The organism is Bradyrhizobium sp. UFLA05-108 (assembly GCF_059803455.1).
In genome coordinates, this window is the sequence record NZ_JBANAZ010000093.1 from 12,322 (window position 1) to 30,400 (window position 18,079).

17 protein-coding genes are annotated in these 18,079 nt (G+C 63.5%); 8 read left to right on the top strand and 9 right to left on the bottom strand.

What is annotated here, in order from left to right; all coding sequences use genetic code 11:
- Positions 1–40: 40 nt before the first annotated feature.
- From uxuA to SO140_RS40825, 6 genes are all read right to left on the bottom strand, one after another.
- Positions 41–1,231 carry a mannonate dehydratase gene (gene uxuA / locus SO140_RS40800; protein WP_449383853.1) on the bottom strand — a complete coding sequence of 397 codons (1,191 nt, stop codon included), beginning with the start codon at positions 1,229–1,231 and terminating at the stop codon, positions 41–43.
- 15 nt (positions 1,232–1,246) lie between these two features.
- Positions 1,247–2,296, bottom strand: coding sequence for an L-idonate 5-dehydrogenase (locus tag SO140_RS40805; RefSeq protein WP_449383854.1), 1,050 nt, complete (start codon positions 2,294–2,296; stop codon positions 1,247–1,249).
- A complete protein-coding gene (locus SO140_RS40810) occupies positions 2,293–3,699 on the bottom strand; it encodes a TRAP transporter large permease (RefSeq protein ID WP_449383855.1) in 1,407 nt (468 codons plus the stop codon). The genes SO140_RS40805 and SO140_RS40810 overlap by 4 nt, the downstream gene beginning before the upstream one ends.
- A gap of 4 nt (positions 3,700–3,703) precedes the next feature.
- Positions 3,704–4,282 carry a TRAP transporter small permease gene (locus tag SO140_RS40815; RefSeq protein ID WP_449383856.1) on the bottom strand — a complete coding sequence of 193 codons (579 nt, stop codon included), beginning with the start codon at positions 4,280–4,282 and terminating at the stop codon, positions 3,704–3,706.
- A gap of 120 nt (positions 4,283–4,402) precedes the next feature.
- Positions 4,403–5,362 carry a sialic acid TRAP transporter substrate-binding protein SiaP gene (locus SO140_RS40820; RefSeq protein WP_449383863.1) on the bottom strand — a complete coding sequence of 320 codons (960 nt, stop codon included), beginning with the start codon at positions 5,360–5,362 and terminating at the stop codon, positions 4,403–4,405.
- Between the two features lie 85 nt (positions 5,363–5,447).
- Positions 5,448–6,260 carry a FadR/GntR family transcriptional regulator gene (locus SO140_RS40825; protein ID WP_449383857.1) on the bottom strand — a complete coding sequence of 271 codons (813 nt, stop codon included), beginning with the start codon at positions 6,258–6,260 and terminating at the stop codon, positions 5,448–5,450.
- A gap of 148 nt (positions 6,261–6,408) precedes the next feature.
- Here SO140_RS40825 and SO140_RS40830 point away from each other — a divergent pair, with 148 nt between their 5' ends.
- Complete coding sequence (locus SO140_RS40830) at positions 6,409–7,875, top strand: mannitol dehydrogenase family protein (protein WP_449383858.1); 1,467 nt, start codon at positions 6,409–6,411, stop codon at positions 7,873–7,875.
- A 17-nt stretch (positions 7,876–7,892) separates the two neighbouring features.
- Here the strand turns inward: SO140_RS40830 and SO140_RS40835 are convergent, their stop codons facing one another.
- Positions 7,893–8,096: a hypothetical protein gene (locus tag SO140_RS40835; RefSeq protein ID WP_027524742.1), complete on the bottom strand. Its 204-nt coding sequence runs from the start codon at positions 8,094–8,096 to the stop codon at positions 7,893–7,895.
- A gap of 130 nt (positions 8,097–8,226) precedes the next feature.
- Here SO140_RS40835 and SO140_RS40840 point away from each other — a divergent pair, with 130 nt between their 5' ends.
- Positions 8,227–8,637, top strand: a complete 411-nt coding sequence (locus tag SO140_RS40840; RefSeq protein ID WP_449383859.1) for a nuclear transport factor 2 family protein — start codon at positions 8,227–8,229, stop codon at positions 8,635–8,637.
- Between the two features lie 106 nt (positions 8,638–8,743).
- Here SO140_RS40840 and SO140_RS40845 read toward each other — a convergent pair whose 3' ends face one another.
- Together SO140_RS40845 and SO140_RS40850 are read right to left on the bottom strand one after the other, a co-directional pair.
- Positions 8,744–9,526 (bottom strand): MetQ/NlpA family ABC transporter substrate-binding protein, encoded by a 783-nt coding sequence (locus SO140_RS40845; RefSeq protein WP_449383860.1) that lies wholly within the window; start codon positions 9,524–9,526, stop codon positions 8,744–8,746.
- 178 nt (positions 9,527–9,704) lie between these two features.
- Positions 9,705–10,769, bottom strand: a complete 1,065-nt coding sequence (locus tag SO140_RS40850; RefSeq protein ID WP_449383861.1) for a ketopantoate reductase family protein — start codon at positions 10,767–10,769, stop codon at positions 9,705–9,707.
- A 529-nt stretch (positions 10,770–11,298) separates the two neighbouring features.
- Between SO140_RS40850 and SO140_RS40855 the strand changes: the two genes are divergently transcribed.
- The 6 genes from SO140_RS40855 to SO140_RS40880 all read left to right on the top strand — a co-directional run bounded on the left by SO140_RS40855 (position 11,299) and on the right by SO140_RS40880 (position 17,594).
- A complete protein-coding gene (locus tag SO140_RS40855) occupies positions 11,299–12,414 on the top strand; it encodes a DUF2336 domain-containing protein (RefSeq protein WP_474802841.1) in 1,116 nt (371 codons plus the stop codon).
- Between the two features lie 191 nt (positions 12,415–12,605).
- Entirely contained in the window at positions 12,606–13,007 is a 402-nt protein-coding gene (gene arsC / locus SO140_RS40860) for an arsenate reductase (glutaredoxin) (RefSeq protein ID WP_449384609.1), read from the top strand.
- Between the two features lie 256 nt (positions 13,008–13,263).
- Positions 13,264–14,373, top strand: coding sequence for an ABC transporter ATP-binding protein (locus tag SO140_RS40865; RefSeq protein ID WP_449384610.1), 1,110 nt, complete (start codon positions 13,264–13,266; stop codon positions 14,371–14,373).
- Positions 14,374–14,432: 59 nt separating this feature from the next.
- Complete coding sequence (locus tag SO140_RS40870) at positions 14,433–15,482, top strand: ABC transporter substrate-binding protein (protein WP_449384611.1); 1,050 nt, start codon at positions 14,433–14,435, stop codon at positions 15,480–15,482.
- A gap of 22 nt (positions 15,483–15,504) precedes the next feature.
- Entirely contained in the window at positions 15,505–16,767 is a 1,263-nt protein-coding gene (locus tag SO140_RS40875) for an ABC transporter permease (RefSeq protein ID WP_449384612.1), read from the top strand.
- Positions 16,764–17,594 (top strand): ABC transporter permease, encoded by an 831-nt coding sequence (locus SO140_RS40880; protein WP_449384613.1) that lies wholly within the window; start codon positions 16,764–16,766, stop codon positions 17,592–17,594. The genes SO140_RS40875 and SO140_RS40880 overlap by 4 nt, the downstream gene beginning before the upstream one ends.
- Positions 17,595–18,079 lie beyond the last annotated feature (485 nt).

Consider the following 18,079-nt stretch of genomic DNA (forward strand, 5'->3'; position numbering starts at 1 on the left):
ACAACTCTCGCTACGAAAGAAATGCGACAGCCGAACGTCCCTATTGATGCTCAATCGCCCTGATCGCGCCGCGCAGCTCGGCGAGGCCGCGGAGGCGGCCGATCGCGGTGTAGCCGGGATTGGTGCGCTTGGTCGCAGCGAGATCATCAAGCATGCGATGACCGTGGTCGGGGCGGAATACGATCTGCTTGTCGGGCGCGCGCCGCGCGTTCTCCTTCAGGAGCCGCTTGAGCACGGCGACCATGTCGACGTCGCCATCGAGATGATCGGATTCGTAGAAGGACAGACCGTCGTCCTCACGCTTGGTCGCACGCAAATGCGCGAACGCGATGCGCGGGCCGAAGCGCTCGGCCATTGCCGGCAGGTTGTTGTCGGCGCGCACGCCGAGCGAGCCCGTGCACAGGCAGATGCCGTTGGCTTTCGACGGCACGGCGTCAAACAGCGCCTGATAGTCGTCGGCCGTGGAGGCGACGCGGGGCAGGCCAAACAGGGGGCGCGGCGGATCGTCCGGGTGTAGTGTCAGGGATACGCCGAGCTGCTCCGCCACTGGCGCGACGTGTGCGAGGAATTCGGCGAGATGCTGGCGCAGGATCTCTGGTGTGATGTCGCGGTACTGCTCGAGCCGGTCGCGGAATTGCGGAAGGGTCATCGGCTCGGTGGTCGAACCCGGAAGCGCGCTCGCGATCACCATGACGAGATAGTCGATGTCAGCCTGGCTCATCTGCTCGAAGAGTTTCTTCGCACGGGCTTGCTGCTCAGGCGAATACTCCTGGAACGCGGCGGGACGCTTGAGGATGTGCAACTCGAACGCGGCAAAGCGATCCCCGTCGAAGCGCATGGCACGCGCGCCGTTCGGCAGCTCCCATTCGAGATCGGTGCGGCACCAGTCGACCACCGGCATGAAATTGTAGCAGATGATCTTGATGCCGGCGGCAGCGACCGCCTCCAGGCTCGCGATCCACGCCTCGATGGAGCGGGTTGCCTTAGCCCCGAGCCGCTTGACGTCGTCGGGGATCGGGATTGACTCCACGACCGACCAGGTCAGTTGCGAGCGGCCAGGCTGCCCCTTCTCGATGAAATTCTTGCGTTCCTCGACGCCTTTGCGCGTCCAGGCCTCGCCGATCGCCACCTGATGCAGCGCCGAGACGATATCCGTCGCACCAGCCTGCCTGACATCATCGAGCGACACGGGATCATCGGGCCCGTACCAGCGCCATCCCTGCAGCATCATGACATTTCTCCCGGCTCAGTTTGCGGTCAGCACGACCTTGACGCTCTGCGAGCGGTCGAGCGCCAGCCTGAGCGCATCGGGCGCGGTCGACAAGGGACGCTCGGCCGTGACCAGCGACAGCACATCGACGCTGCCATCGGAAATCAGTTCCACCGCGGTCGCGAATTCGAAGCCGAAGCGGAACGAGCCGCGCAGGTCGATCTCCTTGGCCATCACGGCATTTGCCGGCGTCGGAATCTGGCCACCCGGCAGGTTGCCGATCTGCACCACGGTGCCGCCACGACGAACGATGCCAATCGCGCTGGCAAGGCCCGCGGCCGTGCCGGAGACCTCGAAGGCGACGTCATAGGGACGCGCCGCGGCTTGCGTCTTCAGGCCCTCCTCGCCGCCTGAGACGTTCTCGACGTGGGAGGCGCCGAGCCGGGTCGCGAAGACAAGCGGCGCAGGCGCGATGTCGGCGACCGTGATGTCGGCCATGCCGGCGCGGCGCGCGGCGAGCATGGTCAGGAGCCCGATCGGGCCGGCACCGAAGATGATACCGCGTTTGCCCTTGACGTCACCGGCGCGCGCGACGGCGTGGAGGCAGACCGCGAGCGGCTCGGCGAGCGCCGCGGCCTGATATGAGACGTGATCCGGGATCTTCACGCACTGTGCCGGGATCGCATCGAAGTAATTGGCAAAGCCGCCCTGCATGTGCGGAGTCTTCGAGGCCGAACCCATGAAGAAGATGTTTTCGCAGAGGTTCGGCCGGCCCTCGCGGCAGGCAACGCAATGGCCGCACCAGCGCGACGGGTTGACAGCGACGCGATCGCCGACCTTCAGGTTCGGCGCAGTTCCGGCGATCTCCACGACCTCGCCGGAGATCTCATGTCCGAGCACCAACGGCGACTTCACGACGAAATCGCCGGTACGGGCGTGGCGGAAGTAGTGCATGTCCGAACCGCAGATGCCCCCGGCACCGAAGCGGATGCGCACCATGCCCGCGCCGAGCTTCTCGAGCGGATGCTCGATCATGCGCAGGTCTTCGGGGCCGAACAGGGTTGCAGCGAGAGCGACTGAGGTCATTTGGAGAGTCCCATATATTTAGGCAGCCAGAGCGTCAGCTCCGGAATGTAGGTGATGGCGATGAGTGCCAGGATCAGCGGCACCAGCCAGGGCAGGATCGCCATGGTGGTGCGTTCCACCGAGAGTTTCGCCACGCGGGCCAGAACGAACAGCACCATGCCGAGCGGCGGATGCAAGAGGCCGATCATCAGGTTCAGCGTCATGATCAGGCCGAAATGGATCGGATCGATTCCGAGCTTCAGCACGATCGGCAGGAGAATCGGCACCAGAATCGTGATTGCCGCGATGGTGTCGATGAAGCAACCGACGAACAGGATCAGGATGTTGGCCAGCAGCAGAAACACCCATTTGTTATGGGTGACGCTGAGCATCCAGTCGGAGAGCGTCTGCGCCGCCTGCGACACGGTCAACAACCAGGCAAAGATCGACGCCGCGGTGACGATGAACAGCACCGACGCCGTGGTCTCGATGGTGTCGAAGGTCGCCTTCGCCACCGTCTTGAACGTCATGGTGCGGTAGCGCACAAGCCCAAGGAACAACGACCAGATCACGGCCGCGACGGCTGCTTCCGTCGGCGTGAACCAGCCGAGCGTCATACCACCGATCAGGATCACCGGCGCCATCAGCGCCATCACCGCGGAGAAGTCGAAGTACCAGTCGATCGCGAGCAGTGCGCCGAGGCCGATGACGACCGCCATGTTGGTCGAGACGCCGGCGAGCGTCATCAGCCAGATCGCAAGCGGGAAGCTGAAGACGATGATGACCTCGAGTCCGGCCGAGCCGAGCTGCGGCCAGGAGAATGGCGTGTCGCTGCCCCAGCGATTCCTGTGGGCGAAATAGGCAACCGTCGCCATCATGAACAGCGTCATCACCACGCCCGGGATGACACCGCCCAGGAACAGGGCGCCGATCGAGACGTTGGCCATCATGCCGTAGATCACGAACGGCAGCGACGGCGGAATGATCGGACCAAGAGTGGCAGACGCGGCCGTGACACCGACGGAGAATTCGGTGGTATAGCCGTGGTCCTTCATCGCCTTGATCTCGATGGTGCCGAGACCAGCGGCGTCCGCGATCGCGGTGCCCGACATGCCGGAGAAGATCACCGAGCCGATGATGTTGACGTGGCCGAGGCCGCCGCGCATCCAGCCAACCAGCGCGACCGCGAATTTATAGATGCGCCCCGTCACGCCGGCGATGTTCATGAGATTGCCGGCGAGGATGAAGAAGGGCACGGCGAGCAGCGGAAAGCTCTCGACGCCCGCGATCATGCGCTGCGCCAGCGTGACGTCGGGCGTGATGCCGCTGACCAGGATATAGAGCAGCGAGGACACCGCCATGGCGAGCGCCACGGGAAGGCCAAGCAGCATCAGGATGAGAAAGCCCCCAAGCAAGAGCAGCATGGCATCACCCTTCCGTTCCGTCGTAGGCACCTGGACGTTCGAGGATCGAATAGCCCTGCCGCCAGTTTTCCAATGCTACCTGCAGGGATCTGACGAACATCAGCACGAAGCCGAGCAGCGCGAGGTAGTAGACATAGTTCTTGGGGAAATTGATCGTAGTCATCGGCTCGTCGCCTATCACTTGGATGTAGATCCACACCAGGCGGATGGCGTAGCCGAAGAACGCGATGCGGATCAGATCGATCACTGTCGACAGCGCGCGCGCCGCGAGATGCGGCAGATAGCGGTAGACAAGATCGACCTGGATGTGCCGCGACAGCCGCACGCACATCGACGACCCGATGAAGACCACGCCGATCAGGCAATAGGTCGCAATCTCCTCGGTCCAGGCGTAGCTGTCGTTGAGCACATAGCGCGTGAAGAACTGGAGGAAGACGCAGAGCGCCATCACCCAGAAAATCGCGAGCGCCAGCCAGTCCTCGAAGGCGTAGTGGCCGAGATCGACCTTCGGCGTCGCCTCTTCCTCGAAGGTGTGGGCGATCTCGTCCGCGGTGATCTGCCGGTGCAATTCGGCGGTCGACATGTGTTTACTCCTCCCCAAGAGAACCGAACGTCATTCCGGAGCGATGCGTGAGCATCGAACCTGGAATCTCGAAGTTCCGGGTCTGGTGCTAACGCACCATCCCGGAACGACGACGTCTCTTCACTTCACCGCCTGGATGCGCTCCCAGTCGGCTTTGCGATAGCCGAAGCTCTCGAATGAGACATTCTTCATCACGGTGTCGCGGAACTCGTTCTTGTCGACCTCGGTCAGCGTCAGGCCCTTCTCCTTGAAGAAGCTGATCAGCTTGGCTTCGTTCTGCTTAATCTCCTCGGTCGCCTTCGCGGCCGCCTCCTGCGCCACGTCGGTGAAGATCTTCTTGTCCTCGTCGCTCAGCTTCTTCCAGAGCGCGCCCGACACCACGGTGTTGAGGTGATCGACAATGTGGCCGGTCAGAACAATGTGCTTCTGCACCTCGTAGAACTTCTTGGCCTCGATCGTGGTCAGCGGGTTCTCCTGCGCTTCGACGGTGCCGTTCTGGAGCGCCAGATAGACTTCGGCGAAGGCGATCGGCGCGGTGTTGGCGCCGCAGGCCCGCGGCATCGCGAGATAGGCCGGCACGTCCGGGACACGCATCTTGAGGCCCTTCATGTCGGCGCAGGTCTTGATCGGCTTGTTCGACGAGGTCTGGCGCACGCCGTAATAGGTCACCGCAATGATGTGATGGCCGCTCTTGTCCTCATAGCCCTTGGCGAGCTCCTTGAAGATGTCGCTCTTGGTGAAGGCGAGCAAATGATCCGCGTCGCGGAAGGTATAGGGATAGTAGGTCACACCGATCGGCGGAAAGCTTTTTGCGGCAAAGCTTGACCCGGAGATGATGATGTCGACCGAGCCGAGCGAGAGGCCTTGGTTGAGATCGGTCTCCTTGCCGAGCTGCGAGGCCGGATAGACGTCGATCTGGTAACGCCCGCTGGTGCGTTTGCCGATCTCCTGCGCGGCCCAGACGGAGGCCGTATGGAACGGCTCCGAGGTCTCGTAGACATGGGCCCATTTGAGCTTGGTCTGCGCCACGCCGGCATTGGTGGCAGCCAGCATTGCCGCGACTGAAGCCGCCAGCACCATCGTCATCTTCTTGATCACAGATTTTTCCTCCATTGTCTAAGTCCGCTTCTTGTTTGCCCGGTCCGGCGGTCCAGGCCACCCAACGTCATCGCCGCCGCGTGCCGCTGCCCGCGGCCTGCTTTTTGGGCGGTCGTTTTGGCTTTGACGGACGCACGGCCGATCGCGCCGCCCTGGCGCCGGTGGGCGCCGGCGCCGCGCCGGCCTCGGCTCCGAAATTTCGTGCAAAGCGTTCCTGCGAGCGTGACAGATGGTCGCGCATCGCGTCACGGGCAGCCTCGGGATCGCGCGCAGCAATGGCATCGCGCACGACGCGGTGCTCATCCAGCGCGGCGCGCCAGGTGCGCGGGCTTTCGAAGTAGCGAGCGAGCTGCGAGAAATAAGGATTGAGGCGCTGATCGAAGAGCTCGCCGACCACGCGCACCAGAACGGCATTGCCGAGACTGCCGGCGATCGCGATATGGAAGGCGCGATCGTGGACCATCGAGGCTTCGCCGGGTTGCTCGACGTTCTCCATCGCGATGAGGGAGGCGTCGATGCGCGCGATGTCGTCTTTCTTCGCCACGCGCGCGGCCTGCTCGGCGATGGCACCTTCGAGGAATTCGCGAGCGCGAAGCAGCTCGAACGGGCCTTCGATCAGGGCTGCGGGAACGGACGCTGCGGGACTAGCGGGCTCGATCACGTAAATGCCGGAGCCAACGCGGATGCGGACCCGGCCTTCGACCTCGAGCGCGATCAAGGCTTCGCGCACCGTCGGCCGCGACACTTTGAGCTGCTCGGCGAGTTCGCGCTCGGTCGGCAGCCGGCTTCCGACAGCGTACTCGCCACTGTCGATCAGAGCCCGCAATTGATCGGCGACCTGGCGATAAAGCCGTCTCGCCTCCACAGCTTCCAGCGGCACGCTGGCCTCCCTGAGAGAGGGCCGGTCCGGGGTAACGATCCCGTCGGCCCCGCCAATTTTGGAAAATTGGTCTTACCAATTGACCAGAGCATTGACCGAGGAAGGCCAGCATGTCAAGCAGCCGGAAAGCAAAGGGGGGGAGACGACCATGCGCATTGGCCGCGCCAATCTCGACCGGCTGCCGTCCGGCATCCGCCGCCCGGCCTATGACCGTTCCCGAGTCACGCCCGGCATCGTGCATCTGGGCTTAGGGGCCTTTCATCGCGCCCATCAGGCCGTCGTCATCGACGATTGTATCGCCGCCGGCGCGAACACCTGGGGCATCATCGGCGCGAGCCTGCGCAGTCGCGATACCCACGACGCGCTCTCCCCGCAGGATCATCTCTACACGGTCGCCGTGCGTTCGGCCGAAGGCACCGACTATCGCGTGATCGGCGCCCTCGCCGGCAGCGAGGTCGCGCCTAAAGACCCGGCGCGGCTGATTGCGAAAATGGCCCATCCCGCTATCCGCATCGTCTCGCTCACGGTCACCGAGAAGGGCTATTGCCACACGCCGCAGACTGGCGATCTCGACGAGCGGCATCCGGACGTCGTGCATGACCTCAACAATTTCGACGCGCCGCGTTCGGCAGCAGGGTTCATCGTCGCCGCGCTTGCGCAGCGGAGGACGCAAGGGCTTGCCCCCTTCACCGTGCTCTGCTGCGACAACCTCGCCGCCAATGGTCGCACAGTGCAACGGATCGTGACGCAGTTTGCCGCGCTGCGGTCGAAGGACCTCGGCAAGTGGATCTGCGAGAACGTCGCCTTCCCCTGCACGATGGTGGACCGCATCGTCCCTGAAACGACCGATGCCGATCGCACGGCTGTCTCAACCGCGCTCGGGATGCAGGATGCATGGCCGGTGATGACCGAGCCGTTCACGCAATGGGTCGTCGAGGACCATTTCCCCGCGGGCCGCCCCGATCTTGCTGCCGCTGGCGTCGAGCTGGTCACTGACGTCAAGCCGTTCGAGCTGATGAAGCTGCGGCTGCTCAACGCCAGCCATTCGGCGCTCGCCTATCTCGGCTATCTCGCGGGCTACGAGACCATTGCCGATAGCATGCGTGATCCGCACTTCGCGAGGCTTGCGGCTGAGGTGATGGAAGATGCCGCGGTGACGCTGACGATGCCGGCAGGCACCGATCTTTCCGCCTATCGCGCGTCGTTGCTGAAGCGCTTTGCCAATCCGGCGCTCCACCACCGCACCTGGCAGATCGCCATGGACGGTTCGCAAAAACTGCCACAGCGGCTGCTCGGCACGATCCAGGACCGGCTGCGCCGGGACCTGCCGATCGAGACGCATGCGCTCGCCGTCGCCGGCTGGATGCGCTACGTCACGGGAACCGACGAGCAGGACCGCGCAATCGATGTACGCGACCCGCTTGCGCGCGAACTCGCAGGCATTGCTCGCGAGCAAGGCCCCGTTGCCGAGCGACTTGCTCCGGCGTTGCTCGGCATCGGCAAGGTCTTCGGCCCGATGGGTACCGACCCGCGCCTGCGGGAGGCCGTGACCAACGCGCTCGGCAAGCTCTATGCGCGGGGTGCACGGCGGACAGTGGAGAGCTCCTGCTCCTGATACCAAAATCCTGACGGTCAGACGCCGAGCGCGGCTTCGCCCGGCTCACGCCCGGGCACGCTCAGATGAACCTCATGCCCCTGACGGATGGCGAGCGATGCTGCGGCGGCGGCCGACTCGAAGGCCGACTCCTTGGTCTCGTACTCACCATTGATGTTGCCGTCATGCAGCACACCCCATTGGTCGCGCACCGGCACGATCGCGTATTGAGCAAGTCCCATGAGTCCCTCTCCCGAGGCTCGATCCTGTTGCGTTCGCCGGATACAACGCTGGCCATGAGCCGCTGTTCCGCCGGCCAATCGACGGAAATTGCTCTTGATTTTTGGTCGCGCTTGGCCCACCCCGGGAGGGATGAGCAAGAGCGCGATCATCGCCGCCAACGCAGCCTTTTATGCCGCCTTCGCGGCCGGCGACGTCGCGGCCATGGAACGGCTGTGGGCGGACGAGGACAGTATCTCCTGCGTTCATCCCGGCTGGCCCGGCATCATCGGCCGCGCCACCGTGATGGGGAGCTGGCGCGACATCCTGCAGAACCCGAGCCGGCCGCAGATCGCTTGCGCGGAGCCGCATGCGATCGTCGAAGGCGACAGCGGACGGGTGTTATGCATCGAAATCGTCGACGGCACCGCGCTTGCCGCCACCAATCATTTCCGGCGCATCGGCAACGCCTGGCTGCTCGTCCATCACCAGTCGAGCCCGATCGCGCAGATCGTCGAGCAGACGCACGACGATCCATCCGGCCCGAGCCGCAGCTTCCACTAGAGCGCGATGAGATTGGATGAATCGTCATCGCGCTTTAGTCTATTGTTTGAGCATGATCTTTTCGGAAAACCGCTGCACACTTTTCCGGATCATGCTCTAGCGCCGGTCACCAGCTCGGCAGCACCGCGCCCTTGAACTTGGTCAGCACGAATTCCTTGACCTCGGGCGTGTGGTAGCTGTCGACGAGGATCTTGACCCACGGCTTATCCTTGTCGGCGGCGCGGACGGCGATGAGGTTGACGTAAGGCCCCTTTGGATCTTCGCGCAGGATCGGGTCCTTCACCGGATCAAGCCCGGCCTGCGTCGCGTAGTTGGTGTTGATCGCTGCTGCATCGACGTCGTCAAGGGCGCGCGGTGCCTGCGCCGCGTCGACCTCGATGAATTTCAGCTTCTTGGGGTTTTCGGTGATGTCGAGCACCGTCGGCTTGAAGCCGACGCCGTCCTTCAGCTTGATCACGCCCTTGTCGCGCAACAGCAGCAGAACGCGTCCGCCGTTGGTCGGATCGTTCGGGATCGAGACTTTGCCGCCATCGGGAATGTCGACCCAGTTCTTGTGCTTTTTCGAATAGACGCCGATCGGGAAATTGACGGTCAGCGCCACCGCCTCGATCTTGTAGCCGCGATCGGCCTTCTGGTTGTCGAGGTAAGGCTGGTTCTGAAACGAGTTGGCCTGGATGTCGCCGGCATCGAGCGCGGCGTTCGGCACGACGTAGTCGGAAAACTCGACGAGCTGGATATCGAGCCCGTTTTTCGCTGCGATCGGCTTCACCGCCTCGAGGATCTGCGCATGCGGCCCCGGGGTCACGCCAATCTTGATGGTCTCCGCCGAAGCTGCCGCCGACCAGGCGGCGAGCACGGTCGAAAGAATCAGAACGGAACGAAACGACATTCTTGGACTCCCACGGAATTCAGACGAACTGACCCGTCATGTCTCGCCTGACCGGCGAAATCAATGAAATGGAAATTTCAAATTTGCCGACGCAATAGGGCAGCGCTTCTCCGCATGAAGCCGAAAAGAAAATGAAGCATCTGGCAGCGCATCGCGCCGCCCGTTTGATCGATGCCGGTCAGCTCGCGCCGGAGCCGCCCTGCACGATCTTCTCGTTCAGCTTCTGGTCGACGGTATCGACCGTGCGGTCGATCTCGGCATTGGGCACGCCGAGCTGGTGAGAGATCAGCTTCACCAGGAGATCGACCCGCTCGATGAACGGCGCGCCGGCGGCGACCGCGCGAGCGGCAGACGACGGCTTGAGCAGGCTCTCCGCGGCTCTGGCGTATTTCTCGAACGGCACCTGATCCCTCGGATCGGCACCGAGACGCCGCGCGAGCGCATCGACGTGATCGTAGATCGATTGCGAGCGCTTCAGATCCGTGTGCACCGCATCGCGGATCGACTGCGGCTCGTGCGGCGTGATGCAACGGTAATTGCCGGTGAGCAGCATCGACCATTTCGCGAGCGGCACGAACAGCGAGTCGAACACCTTGAGCTTGACCGGCACGTCGTGGCCCTCGAGCGTCACCGCGTCGATATCGGCCTCGAGCTCGCGCAGCAGCTTGTTGTGCTTCTCGTCCTCGAACACCGACGCCTTGAAGTTGGTGGGCAGGCCGACATGCAGCACGTTCGCCGCTTCTTCCGGCGGACGGAAGGCTTGCGGATCCGGCGAGCAGAGCGTCACCAGGCCCGGCTTGAAGCGCTCCCACACCTGCGCATTGGTATAGGCCTCCTCGAGGTCCACGCCTGACAGCGCCGGGATGCGCTTGAGGTAAGGCAGCGGCGGCATGTTCATGATCGACAGGCAGGGAAGTCCCGCTTCCGCGATCTTGATCATGAGCACGCGCACGGTGTGATTGGTGTATTGCGGCTCCTGCATCGCAAGGCCGACGAGATCATAGCGAGAGACGTCGACATTGGCCGGCGTCACCGCGTCGAGCTTGCCGGGCAGGTCGCGCGAGAAGATCGCGCGGTGCGCCGCCTCGTCGCGCAGCTTGATACGCACCTCGGTACCGTCGCGATTGATCAGCTCGGCCGTCTTTGCCCGGCACACCAGGGTCACGTTGTGGCCCGCCATCAAAAGCTTGGTCCCCAGCAAGGAGCCGTAGGAGGCCCCAAGAATCAAAATGTTGCGCGCCATGCTCTCTCTTTCACAAACGATCTCTGGCCCAAGCGATCCCGGTCGTCCTGGGCGACGCGACGATGCCAAGCCTCTAAGCGCTGTATGGTTTTACGCCCCGCTACACCAGGTATTTGGTATGCCAGCAATGCACAGCGGTGTCCATCATGAATTGACGGCCTCGCAATCGCTCATGGGACGGCTCAATCCATCGCCCGCCCAACACTGCGTATCCGCGCCGACGCTGCCACATCCACCGCGGTCCCGTACGCTTCGTGGGACTCTCGAACGGTCGCCTTACTCTCAAGCTGAGGCGATTTGCCGTATTCCAAAAATCAGAATCCTTGCAGGGATCAATATCTCGCCGCTGCCTGCGCGCGCCACTCTCCCGCAACAAGCTCAAATTTGAGCGTTTCCGTTGCACCGACGTTAAGCCCAGTCCGAAGCGCGGCCCGGGGCTTTACTGCTCGTTCAAGCATGTGATGGCGAAATGGCGAGGTTTCCTCGAGTTGTTTTTGCTTTGAACATTGTCAAGCCGAGAGTTGCCCCCATGGTCGAAACCTCATCGCTCCTGCTCGATCTGGAAGAGACTGTTGCAAAAGGAAATCCCGAGAGCTGTCTGCGGGCGATGTGGCACGCGACCGATCTCTTGATCGCCGGAACCTATTCCGAGGATCAGATCTGGACGTTCGGCGAAATCATCGGCCGCCTCGCCCAGGAGATCGAAACGACGGCGCGCGCGCGGCTAGCGGGAAAATTGGCCGCCAGCAACAATGCGCCCTACAAGCTGACGAACCAGCTTGCCTCCGACGACTGCATCGATGTGGCCTGGCCTATCCTCAGGCAATCGCAGCGGCTGGACACCGAGACCTTGATCGCTTGTGCCAGGAGCAAGAGCCAGCAGCATCTGCTCGCGATCTCCCAGCGACAGTCCGTTCCGGAAGCCGTGACCGACGTCCTCGTCGTCCGCGGCGGCAATGAGGTCGTCAACTCAGTCGCGGCAAATAACGGTGCAAGCTTTTCGAATTCCGGCTTCCTGCACCTGGTGCGGCGTTCCGAAGGAGATTCGATCCTCGCTGAATCCGTCGGGCTGCGAAAGGACATCCCCCGGCATCTGTTCCATCAGCTTATCGCGAAAGCTTCCGCGGAAGTGCGTGAGAAGCTCGAGCGCGAGCGTCCCGACATCGGACCACAGATTCACCGAGTCGTCGTCGACATCACTGGCGCGGTGCACGCCAGGTTCGGCCCGGCTTCAAAGGATTATTTCACCGCCAAACGGACGGTCGCAAAGCTGCACGAACGCGGCGAGTTGACCGAAGACAAGGTCTTCGAGTTCGCCCACTCGCTCAAGTTCAACGAAACGGCCGTCGCGCTATCCTTGCTGTGCCCGTTGCCCGTCGACATCGTCGAGCGTGCATTGATCGAACGGGATCGCGAGCCTGCACTGATCCTGGCCAAATCCTTGAATTTCTGCTGGCCGACCGCGATGGCGCTTTTGTTCCTCGGGGCGCCCAACTATCGCATCACGGCCGGCGAGCTCGAACGGTTGAAGCTCGATTTTCATCGTCTCGACGCCAAGGCCTGCCGAGGCATCATCACCCTGTACCGATCCCGCAAGGACGAAGCCGGAAGCGGCCCCTTCCAGCGGCCGCGGAACGCGATCTAGACTAAGAGGCGTCCACCTCCGGCAGTGGCGATCGCGCGCTCGCTCACGAGCACAGTTTCCTGTATTCGTCCGGCGGACCTGTCGGCTGCCATCCTTGCCAAGCTTTGTGGCGCAATTTCCGGAATGCTGCTGATGAACTGGCAGCTCGGGCGCACGCCGATGCGCGGCCCATCGCAATCGCGGAGACCACGATGACCGTCACGATCTACCACAACCCGGCTTGCGGCACCTCGCGCAACACGCTCGCGATGATCCGGCAGAGCGGCGTCAAGCCCGTCGTCATCGAATACCTCAAGACACCGCCGTCGCGCGAACGGCTCAAAGAGCTGGTTGCAGCGATGGGAATTTCGCCCCGCGCTCTCCTGCGCGAGAAGGGTACGCCCTATCGGGACCTCGGCCTGGACGACCCGAAATGGTCGGACGACCAGTTGCTCGACTTCATGGTGGTGCATCCCATTCTCATCAACCGTCCCATCGTCGTGACGCCAAACGGCGCGCGGTTGTGCCGACCTTCGGAGGCCGTGATCGATCTCCTGGACAATCCCGTGGGACGTTTCGTGAAGGAAGACGGCGAGGTGGTCGAGCCGCGCTAGCCTTCGGTCGCTTCGCGCAGCCCAGGCGGCTTCCGCCGCTGGTATTCTCCTCGTAGGATGCTAAGCTTCCCGTCCGACCTTGGACGAGGTGCTGACTGCGCTCCGTCCGCTGCCTTGTCACGTTTCCCGGAGTAATCGCTGCGCATGGCGAACGGCAAAGACGTTTCGATGACCGTCTCCAACGGTCACTGCCACGGGTGGACGTACCCTTGATAATGGTCCCGGCTCAATGCTCATCAGCAGACGGGAGGACAGCATGGAAGGCGCCATGACCGCAACCGCGACGGCCTTAGTGCGCTTTTCCGGCATCCAGAAGACCTACGACGGCGAGCACCTCGTCGTGAAGAACCTCGACCTCGATATCAGGAAGGGTGAGTTCATCACCCTGCTCGGCCCGTCCGGCTCGGGCAAGACGACCACGCTGATGATGCTGGCGGGCTTCGAGGTGCCGACCCATGGCGAGATCTACCTCGCCGACCGGCCGATCAAGAACATGCCGCCGCACAAGCGCGACATCGGAATGGTGTTCCAGAACTACGCGCTGTTTCCGCACCTGACGATCGAGGAGAATGTCGCCTTCCCGCTATCCGTCCGCAAGGTCAACAAGGCGGAGGCGCAGGAGCGCGTGCGCGCGGCGCTGCGCATGATCAAGATGGAGGCGCTGGCGCAGCGGCGTCCCGGACAATTGTCCGGCGGCCAGCAGCAGCGCGTCGCCCTGGCCCGCGCGCTGGTCTTCAATCCCCAGATCGTGCTGATGGACGAGCCGCTCGGCGCCCTGGACAAGCGTCTGCGGGAGCAGATGCAGCTCGAGATCAAGCAACTGCACGAGACGATGGGCATCACCATAGTCTACGTCACGCACGATCAGAGCGAGGCGCTCACCATGTCGGACCGCATCGCCGTGTTCAACGATGGCATCGTGCAGCAGATCGACAAGCCAGACGCGCTGTACGAACACCCCGTGAACAGCTTCGTCGCCCACTTCGTCGGCGAGAACAACGTGCTGGCCGGCACGGTCGAGACGATCGAGCAGGGATATTGCCGCGTCGCGCTGGCCTCCGGAGGCTCCGTCATGGCCCGGGCGGTCAACGTGGCGAGCAGCGGCGCCGCTACCTCGCTGTCGGTGCGGCCGGAGCGGATCTCCATTATAGTCGACGGGGCGACGGCCGAGGGACCGAACCGTCTGCCGGCCACCGTGCAGAGCACCATCTATCTCGGCGACCACACGCTGGCCGTGCTCGAGGTCGCCGGCAACGGGGAGTTCATGGTCAAGCTTCAGCCGGGCGAACACAACAGCTTGAGACAGGGCGAAAGCGTGTCCATCACGTTCCGCCCCGAAGACTGCCTGGCCCTCGATCCCGTGTAATCGAACCGGGACAGCACACTTTCCAGAACGCAACTCACAACAAGAAGGGAACGAAGACGATGCTGAAGCTCAAGATGGCACTGGGATTCGCCGCGACGCTGACCGCCGGCGTTGCTCTGGCCACAGTCGCGCAGGCGCGCGACCTCACCGTGGTATCGTGGGGCGGGGCGTATCAGGACGCCCAGAAGAAGGTCTATTTCGAGCCGTTCAAGAAGACGGCCGGCGTCCCGATGAACGACGAGTCGTGGGACGGCGGCATCGGCGTGCTGCGCGCCAAGGTGCAGGGCGGAGCGGCGACCTGGGACGTCGTCCAGGTCGAGAGCGAGGAGCTCGCGGTCGGCTGCGACGAGGGCCTGTTCGAGAAGATCGACTACAGCAAGATCGGCGGCGAGGCCGCCTATCTGCCGCCGTCGGTCAATCCCTGCGGCGTCGGCGCCATCCTGTACGATTTCGTTCTCGGCTACGACAAGGACAAGCTGAAGGAAGCGCCGAAGGGCTGGGCGGACTTCTTCGACACCAAGAAATATCCGGGCAAGCGCGCCTTGCGCCAGGGCCCGAAGACCACGCTGGAGATCGCCCTCATCGCCGACGGCGTCCCGCCGGCGGACGTCTACAAGGTGCTGGCCACCGACGAGGGCGTCGATCGCGCCTTCAAGAAGCTCGACACCATCAAGGGCGACCTCGTCTGGTGGAAGGCCGGCGCCCAGCCGCCGCAACTGCTCGCCTCGGGCGAAGTGGCGATGACGTCGGTCTACAACGGCCGCATCGACACCGCGAACAAGAACGAGAAGAAAAACTTCGGCATGGTGTGGGACGGCGCGCTCTACACGCTCGACAGTTGGGTGATCCTGAAGGGCAGCCCGAACAAGGACGCCGCCTACAAGTTCCTCGACTTCGCGGGCAAGGCCGAGAACCAGTCCAAGCTGTCGGAGAACATCGCCTACGGCACCTCGAACAAGGACGCCGCGGGACTGATCCAGCCGGCCGTTCTGAAGGACCTGCCGACGGCGCCTGACAATATGAAGAATGCGGCGGAGATCAACGTTGCGTTCTGGCTCGAGAACATCGACCGCCTGACCGAGCGCTTCAACAAGTGGGCGGCGAAATAGCGCGTCTGCCGGGCTTAAAGCGATGACGGAAGCGTTCCTGACCAGCGCCGATGCGCCAACCGACGTGCCGCTCAAGCGCCGCCTGAAGCGGGCCGAGCGGACGCGCCAGGTCAAGGCATTGGCGCTGGTCTTGCCGCTTCTCGCATTCCTGCTCTTCACCTTCCTGGGTCCGATCGCCGGCATGCTCTGGCACGCCGTCGACGACTGGGAGGTGCGTCAGGTCCTCCCGCACACCGTGACGGCGCTAGCCGATTGGGACGGCAAGGATCTGCCGGACGAAAAGGCCTATGCGGCGCTGGCCGACGACATCCTGGCGGCGCGCGCCGCCGGGACGCTCGCCATCGCAGCCAAGCGGCTCAACTACGCCGTGAACGGCTTCCGCACCATTCTCACCAGCACGGCGCGCAATCTGAAAGCCCCGCCTGAAGCCGGCACGGCCAAGGAGACGCTCGGCAAGATCAATCCGGCCTGGCGCGACCGCGCGACCTGGGCGGCGATCAGGGGCGCGAGCGGCCGGGTGACCGCCTTTTACCTGCTGGCAGCGCTCGACCTGACGCGCAACGTCGACGGCGCGATCGTCGCCGCCCCGCCCGATCAGGCCATCTACCGCGACATCTTCGTCCGCACCTTCGCCATCAGCCTCAGTGTCACGGTGCTGTGCCTGATCCTCGGCTTCCCGGTCGCCTATCTCTTGGCGACGCTGCCGGCCGGACGATCGAATCTCCTGATGATCTTCGTGCTGCTGCCGTTCTGGACCTCGCTCCTGGTGCGCACCTGCGCCTGGATCGTGCTGTTGCAGAGCAATGGCGTGGTGAACGATTCTTTGCGCTTTCTCGGCATCATCGATGCGCCGATGCGCCTGATCTACAACCGCTTCGGCGTCTATGTGGCGATGACGCACGTTCTCTTGCCCTTCATGATCCTGCCACTCTACAGCAGCATGAAGGCGATCTCGCCGGCCTATATGCGCGCCGCCGCCTCGCTCGGCGCGCCGCCGCTCACCGCCTTCCTGCGGATCTACCTGCCGCAGACCCTGCCCGGCATCGCAGCCGGAAGCCTGCTCGTCTTCATCCTGGCGCTCGGCTACTACATCACGCCGGCCCTCGTCGGCGGCGGCGCCGACCAGATGATGAGCTACTTCATCGCCCTCTACACCACCGAAACCGCCAATTGGGGCCTCGCCTCGGCCCTGGGCGCGCTACTGCTGGCCGCCACGCTGCTGCTCGGCGTCCTCTACGGAAAGCTGGTGCAGGGACAGCAGGTCACGGGAGGAATGAAGAATTGAGCGGCGATGCTTCCCTCCGCACCACCAGCCAGCGCATCGCGTGGGGCGCGACCATCGTCATTGCCACGCTGGTCTTCATCTTCCTGATGGCGCCGATCCTCGCGATCATGCCGCTGTCGTTCAGCTCCAGCGCCTACCTCACCTATCCGCTGCCCGGCCTTTCCTTGCGCTGGTACGACGAGTTCATCCATTCGGCGCGCTGGATGACGTCGCTGAAGAACAGCATGATCATCGGCGTCGCGGCGACGATGCTCTCGGTCGTGCTCGGCACGCTGGCCGCGCTGGGGCTGGCGCAGTGGAAGAGCCGCTTCAAGCCGCTGGTGCTGGCGATCGTGCTGTCGCCGGTCGTGGTGCCCGGCGTCATCACCGCGGTCGGCCTCTACTTCTTCTTCGCACCGATCGGGCTGACCGGCAGCTATCTCGGCCTGATCCTCGCCCATACCGCGCTGGCAACACCGTTCGTGGTGATCACGGTCGGCGCAACGCTGCAAAGCTTTGACATGAACCTGGCGCGCGCCGCTGCATCCCTCGGCGCCCCGCCGCTCTACGCCTTCCGCCGCGTGATCCTGCCGCTGATCCTGCCGGGTCTGGCATCGGGTGCGCTGTTTGCCTTTGCCACCAGCTTCGACGAGGTGGTGATCGTGCTGTTCATGGCCGGCCCCGAGCAGCGCACCCTGCCCCGCGAAATGTTCAGCGGCATCCGCGAGAACATCAGCCCGACCATCACGGCGGCGGCGGTGATCCTGACCACCGTCTCGGTCATCCTGCTCGCGACCATGGAAGGCCTGCGCCGGCGCAACGAGCGGCTGAAGGGCAACAGCACCTGAGGGGCGCTAGCCGCGTTCCTAAAACAAAAATGTCGAAAACAACCCCATGCAAAGTAGCCGGTGACGGACGGAGCGTGGTTTACGATTTTACGAAATCATTTGACACGTCGGGCAAATCAGGGGCACGATGGCATCATCGCGGTCCGTGGGACGCCGACCTCCCTGCAATGGGGAGAATTGTAGCCCGGATGGAGCGCAGCGAAATCCGGGAATCACGCCCGCGGAGCTAACCCCGGATTACGCTTCGCTCCATCCGGGCTACAACGCTAGCCGCAGACCTGCTTTCACCGTGATACGCAAACAGCTCGACCGGCTCGTTGAAGCCGCACGCCGGTTATTCGCCGACGCGTTCGAGCTCGACTTCGTTCTTTACGAGGTCGGCAAAAGCGCGTGAGAGCAGCACCGTTCGCCCTAAAGCGTGATGGCATTAAGTTCGATAGCCTGAATTTTTGAGGTAGTTGGCGCATTCCTCGGGGGTGAAGGCA

Coding starts and splice junctions, on each gene's coding strand:
- uxuA (WP_449383853.1), bottom strand. CDS start 1,231: ATGATGCTGCAGGGATGGCGCTGGTACGGGCCCGATGATCCCGTGTCG.
- SO140_RS40805 (WP_449383854.1), bottom strand. CDS start 2,296: ATGACCTCAGTCGCTCTCGCTGCAACCCTGTTCGGCCCCGAAGACCTG.
- SO140_RS40810 (WP_449383855.1), bottom strand. CDS start 3,699: ATGCTGCTCTTGCTTGGGGGCTTTCTCATCCTGATGCTGCTTGGCCTT.
- SO140_RS40815 (WP_449383856.1), bottom strand. CDS start 4,282: ATGTCGACCGCCGAATTGCACCGGCAGATCACCGCGGACGAGATCGCC.
- SO140_RS40820 (WP_449383863.1), bottom strand. CDS start 5,362: ATGGTGCTGGCGGCTTCAGTCGCGGCAATGCTGGCTGCCACCAATGCC.
- SO140_RS40830 (WP_449383858.1), top strand. CDS start 6,409: ATGCGCATTGGCCGCGCCAATCTCGACCGGCTGCCGTCCGGCATCCGC.
- SO140_RS40835 (WP_027524742.1), bottom strand. CDS start 8,096: ATGGGACTTGCTCAATACGCGATCGTGCCGGTGCGCGACCAATGGGGT.
- SO140_RS40840 (WP_449383859.1), top strand. CDS start 8,227: ATGAGCAAGAGCGCGATCATCGCCGCCAACGCAGCCTTTTATGCCGCC.
- SO140_RS40845 (WP_449383860.1), bottom strand. CDS start 9,526: ATGTCGTTTCGTTCCGTTCTGATTCTTTCGACCGTGCTCGCCGCCTGG.
- SO140_RS40850 (WP_449383861.1), bottom strand. CDS start 10,769: ATGGCGCGCAACATTTTGATTCTTGGGGCCTCCTACGGCTCCTTGCTG.
- SO140_RS40855 (WP_474802841.1), top strand. CDS start 11,299: ATGGTCGAAACCTCATCGCTCCTGCTCGATCTGGAAGAGACTGTTGCA.
- arsC (WP_449384609.1), top strand. CDS start 12,606: ATGACCGTCACGATCTACCACAACCCGGCTTGCGGCACCTCGCGCAAC.
- SO140_RS40865 (WP_449384610.1), top strand. CDS start 13,264: ATGGAAGGCGCCATGACCGCAACCGCGACGGCCTTAGTGCGCTTTTCC.
- SO140_RS40870 (WP_449384611.1), top strand. CDS start 14,433: ATGCTGAAGCTCAAGATGGCACTGGGATTCGCCGCGACGCTGACCGCC.
- SO140_RS40875 (WP_449384612.1), top strand. CDS start 15,505: ATGACGGAAGCGTTCCTGACCAGCGCCGATGCGCCAACCGACGTGCCG.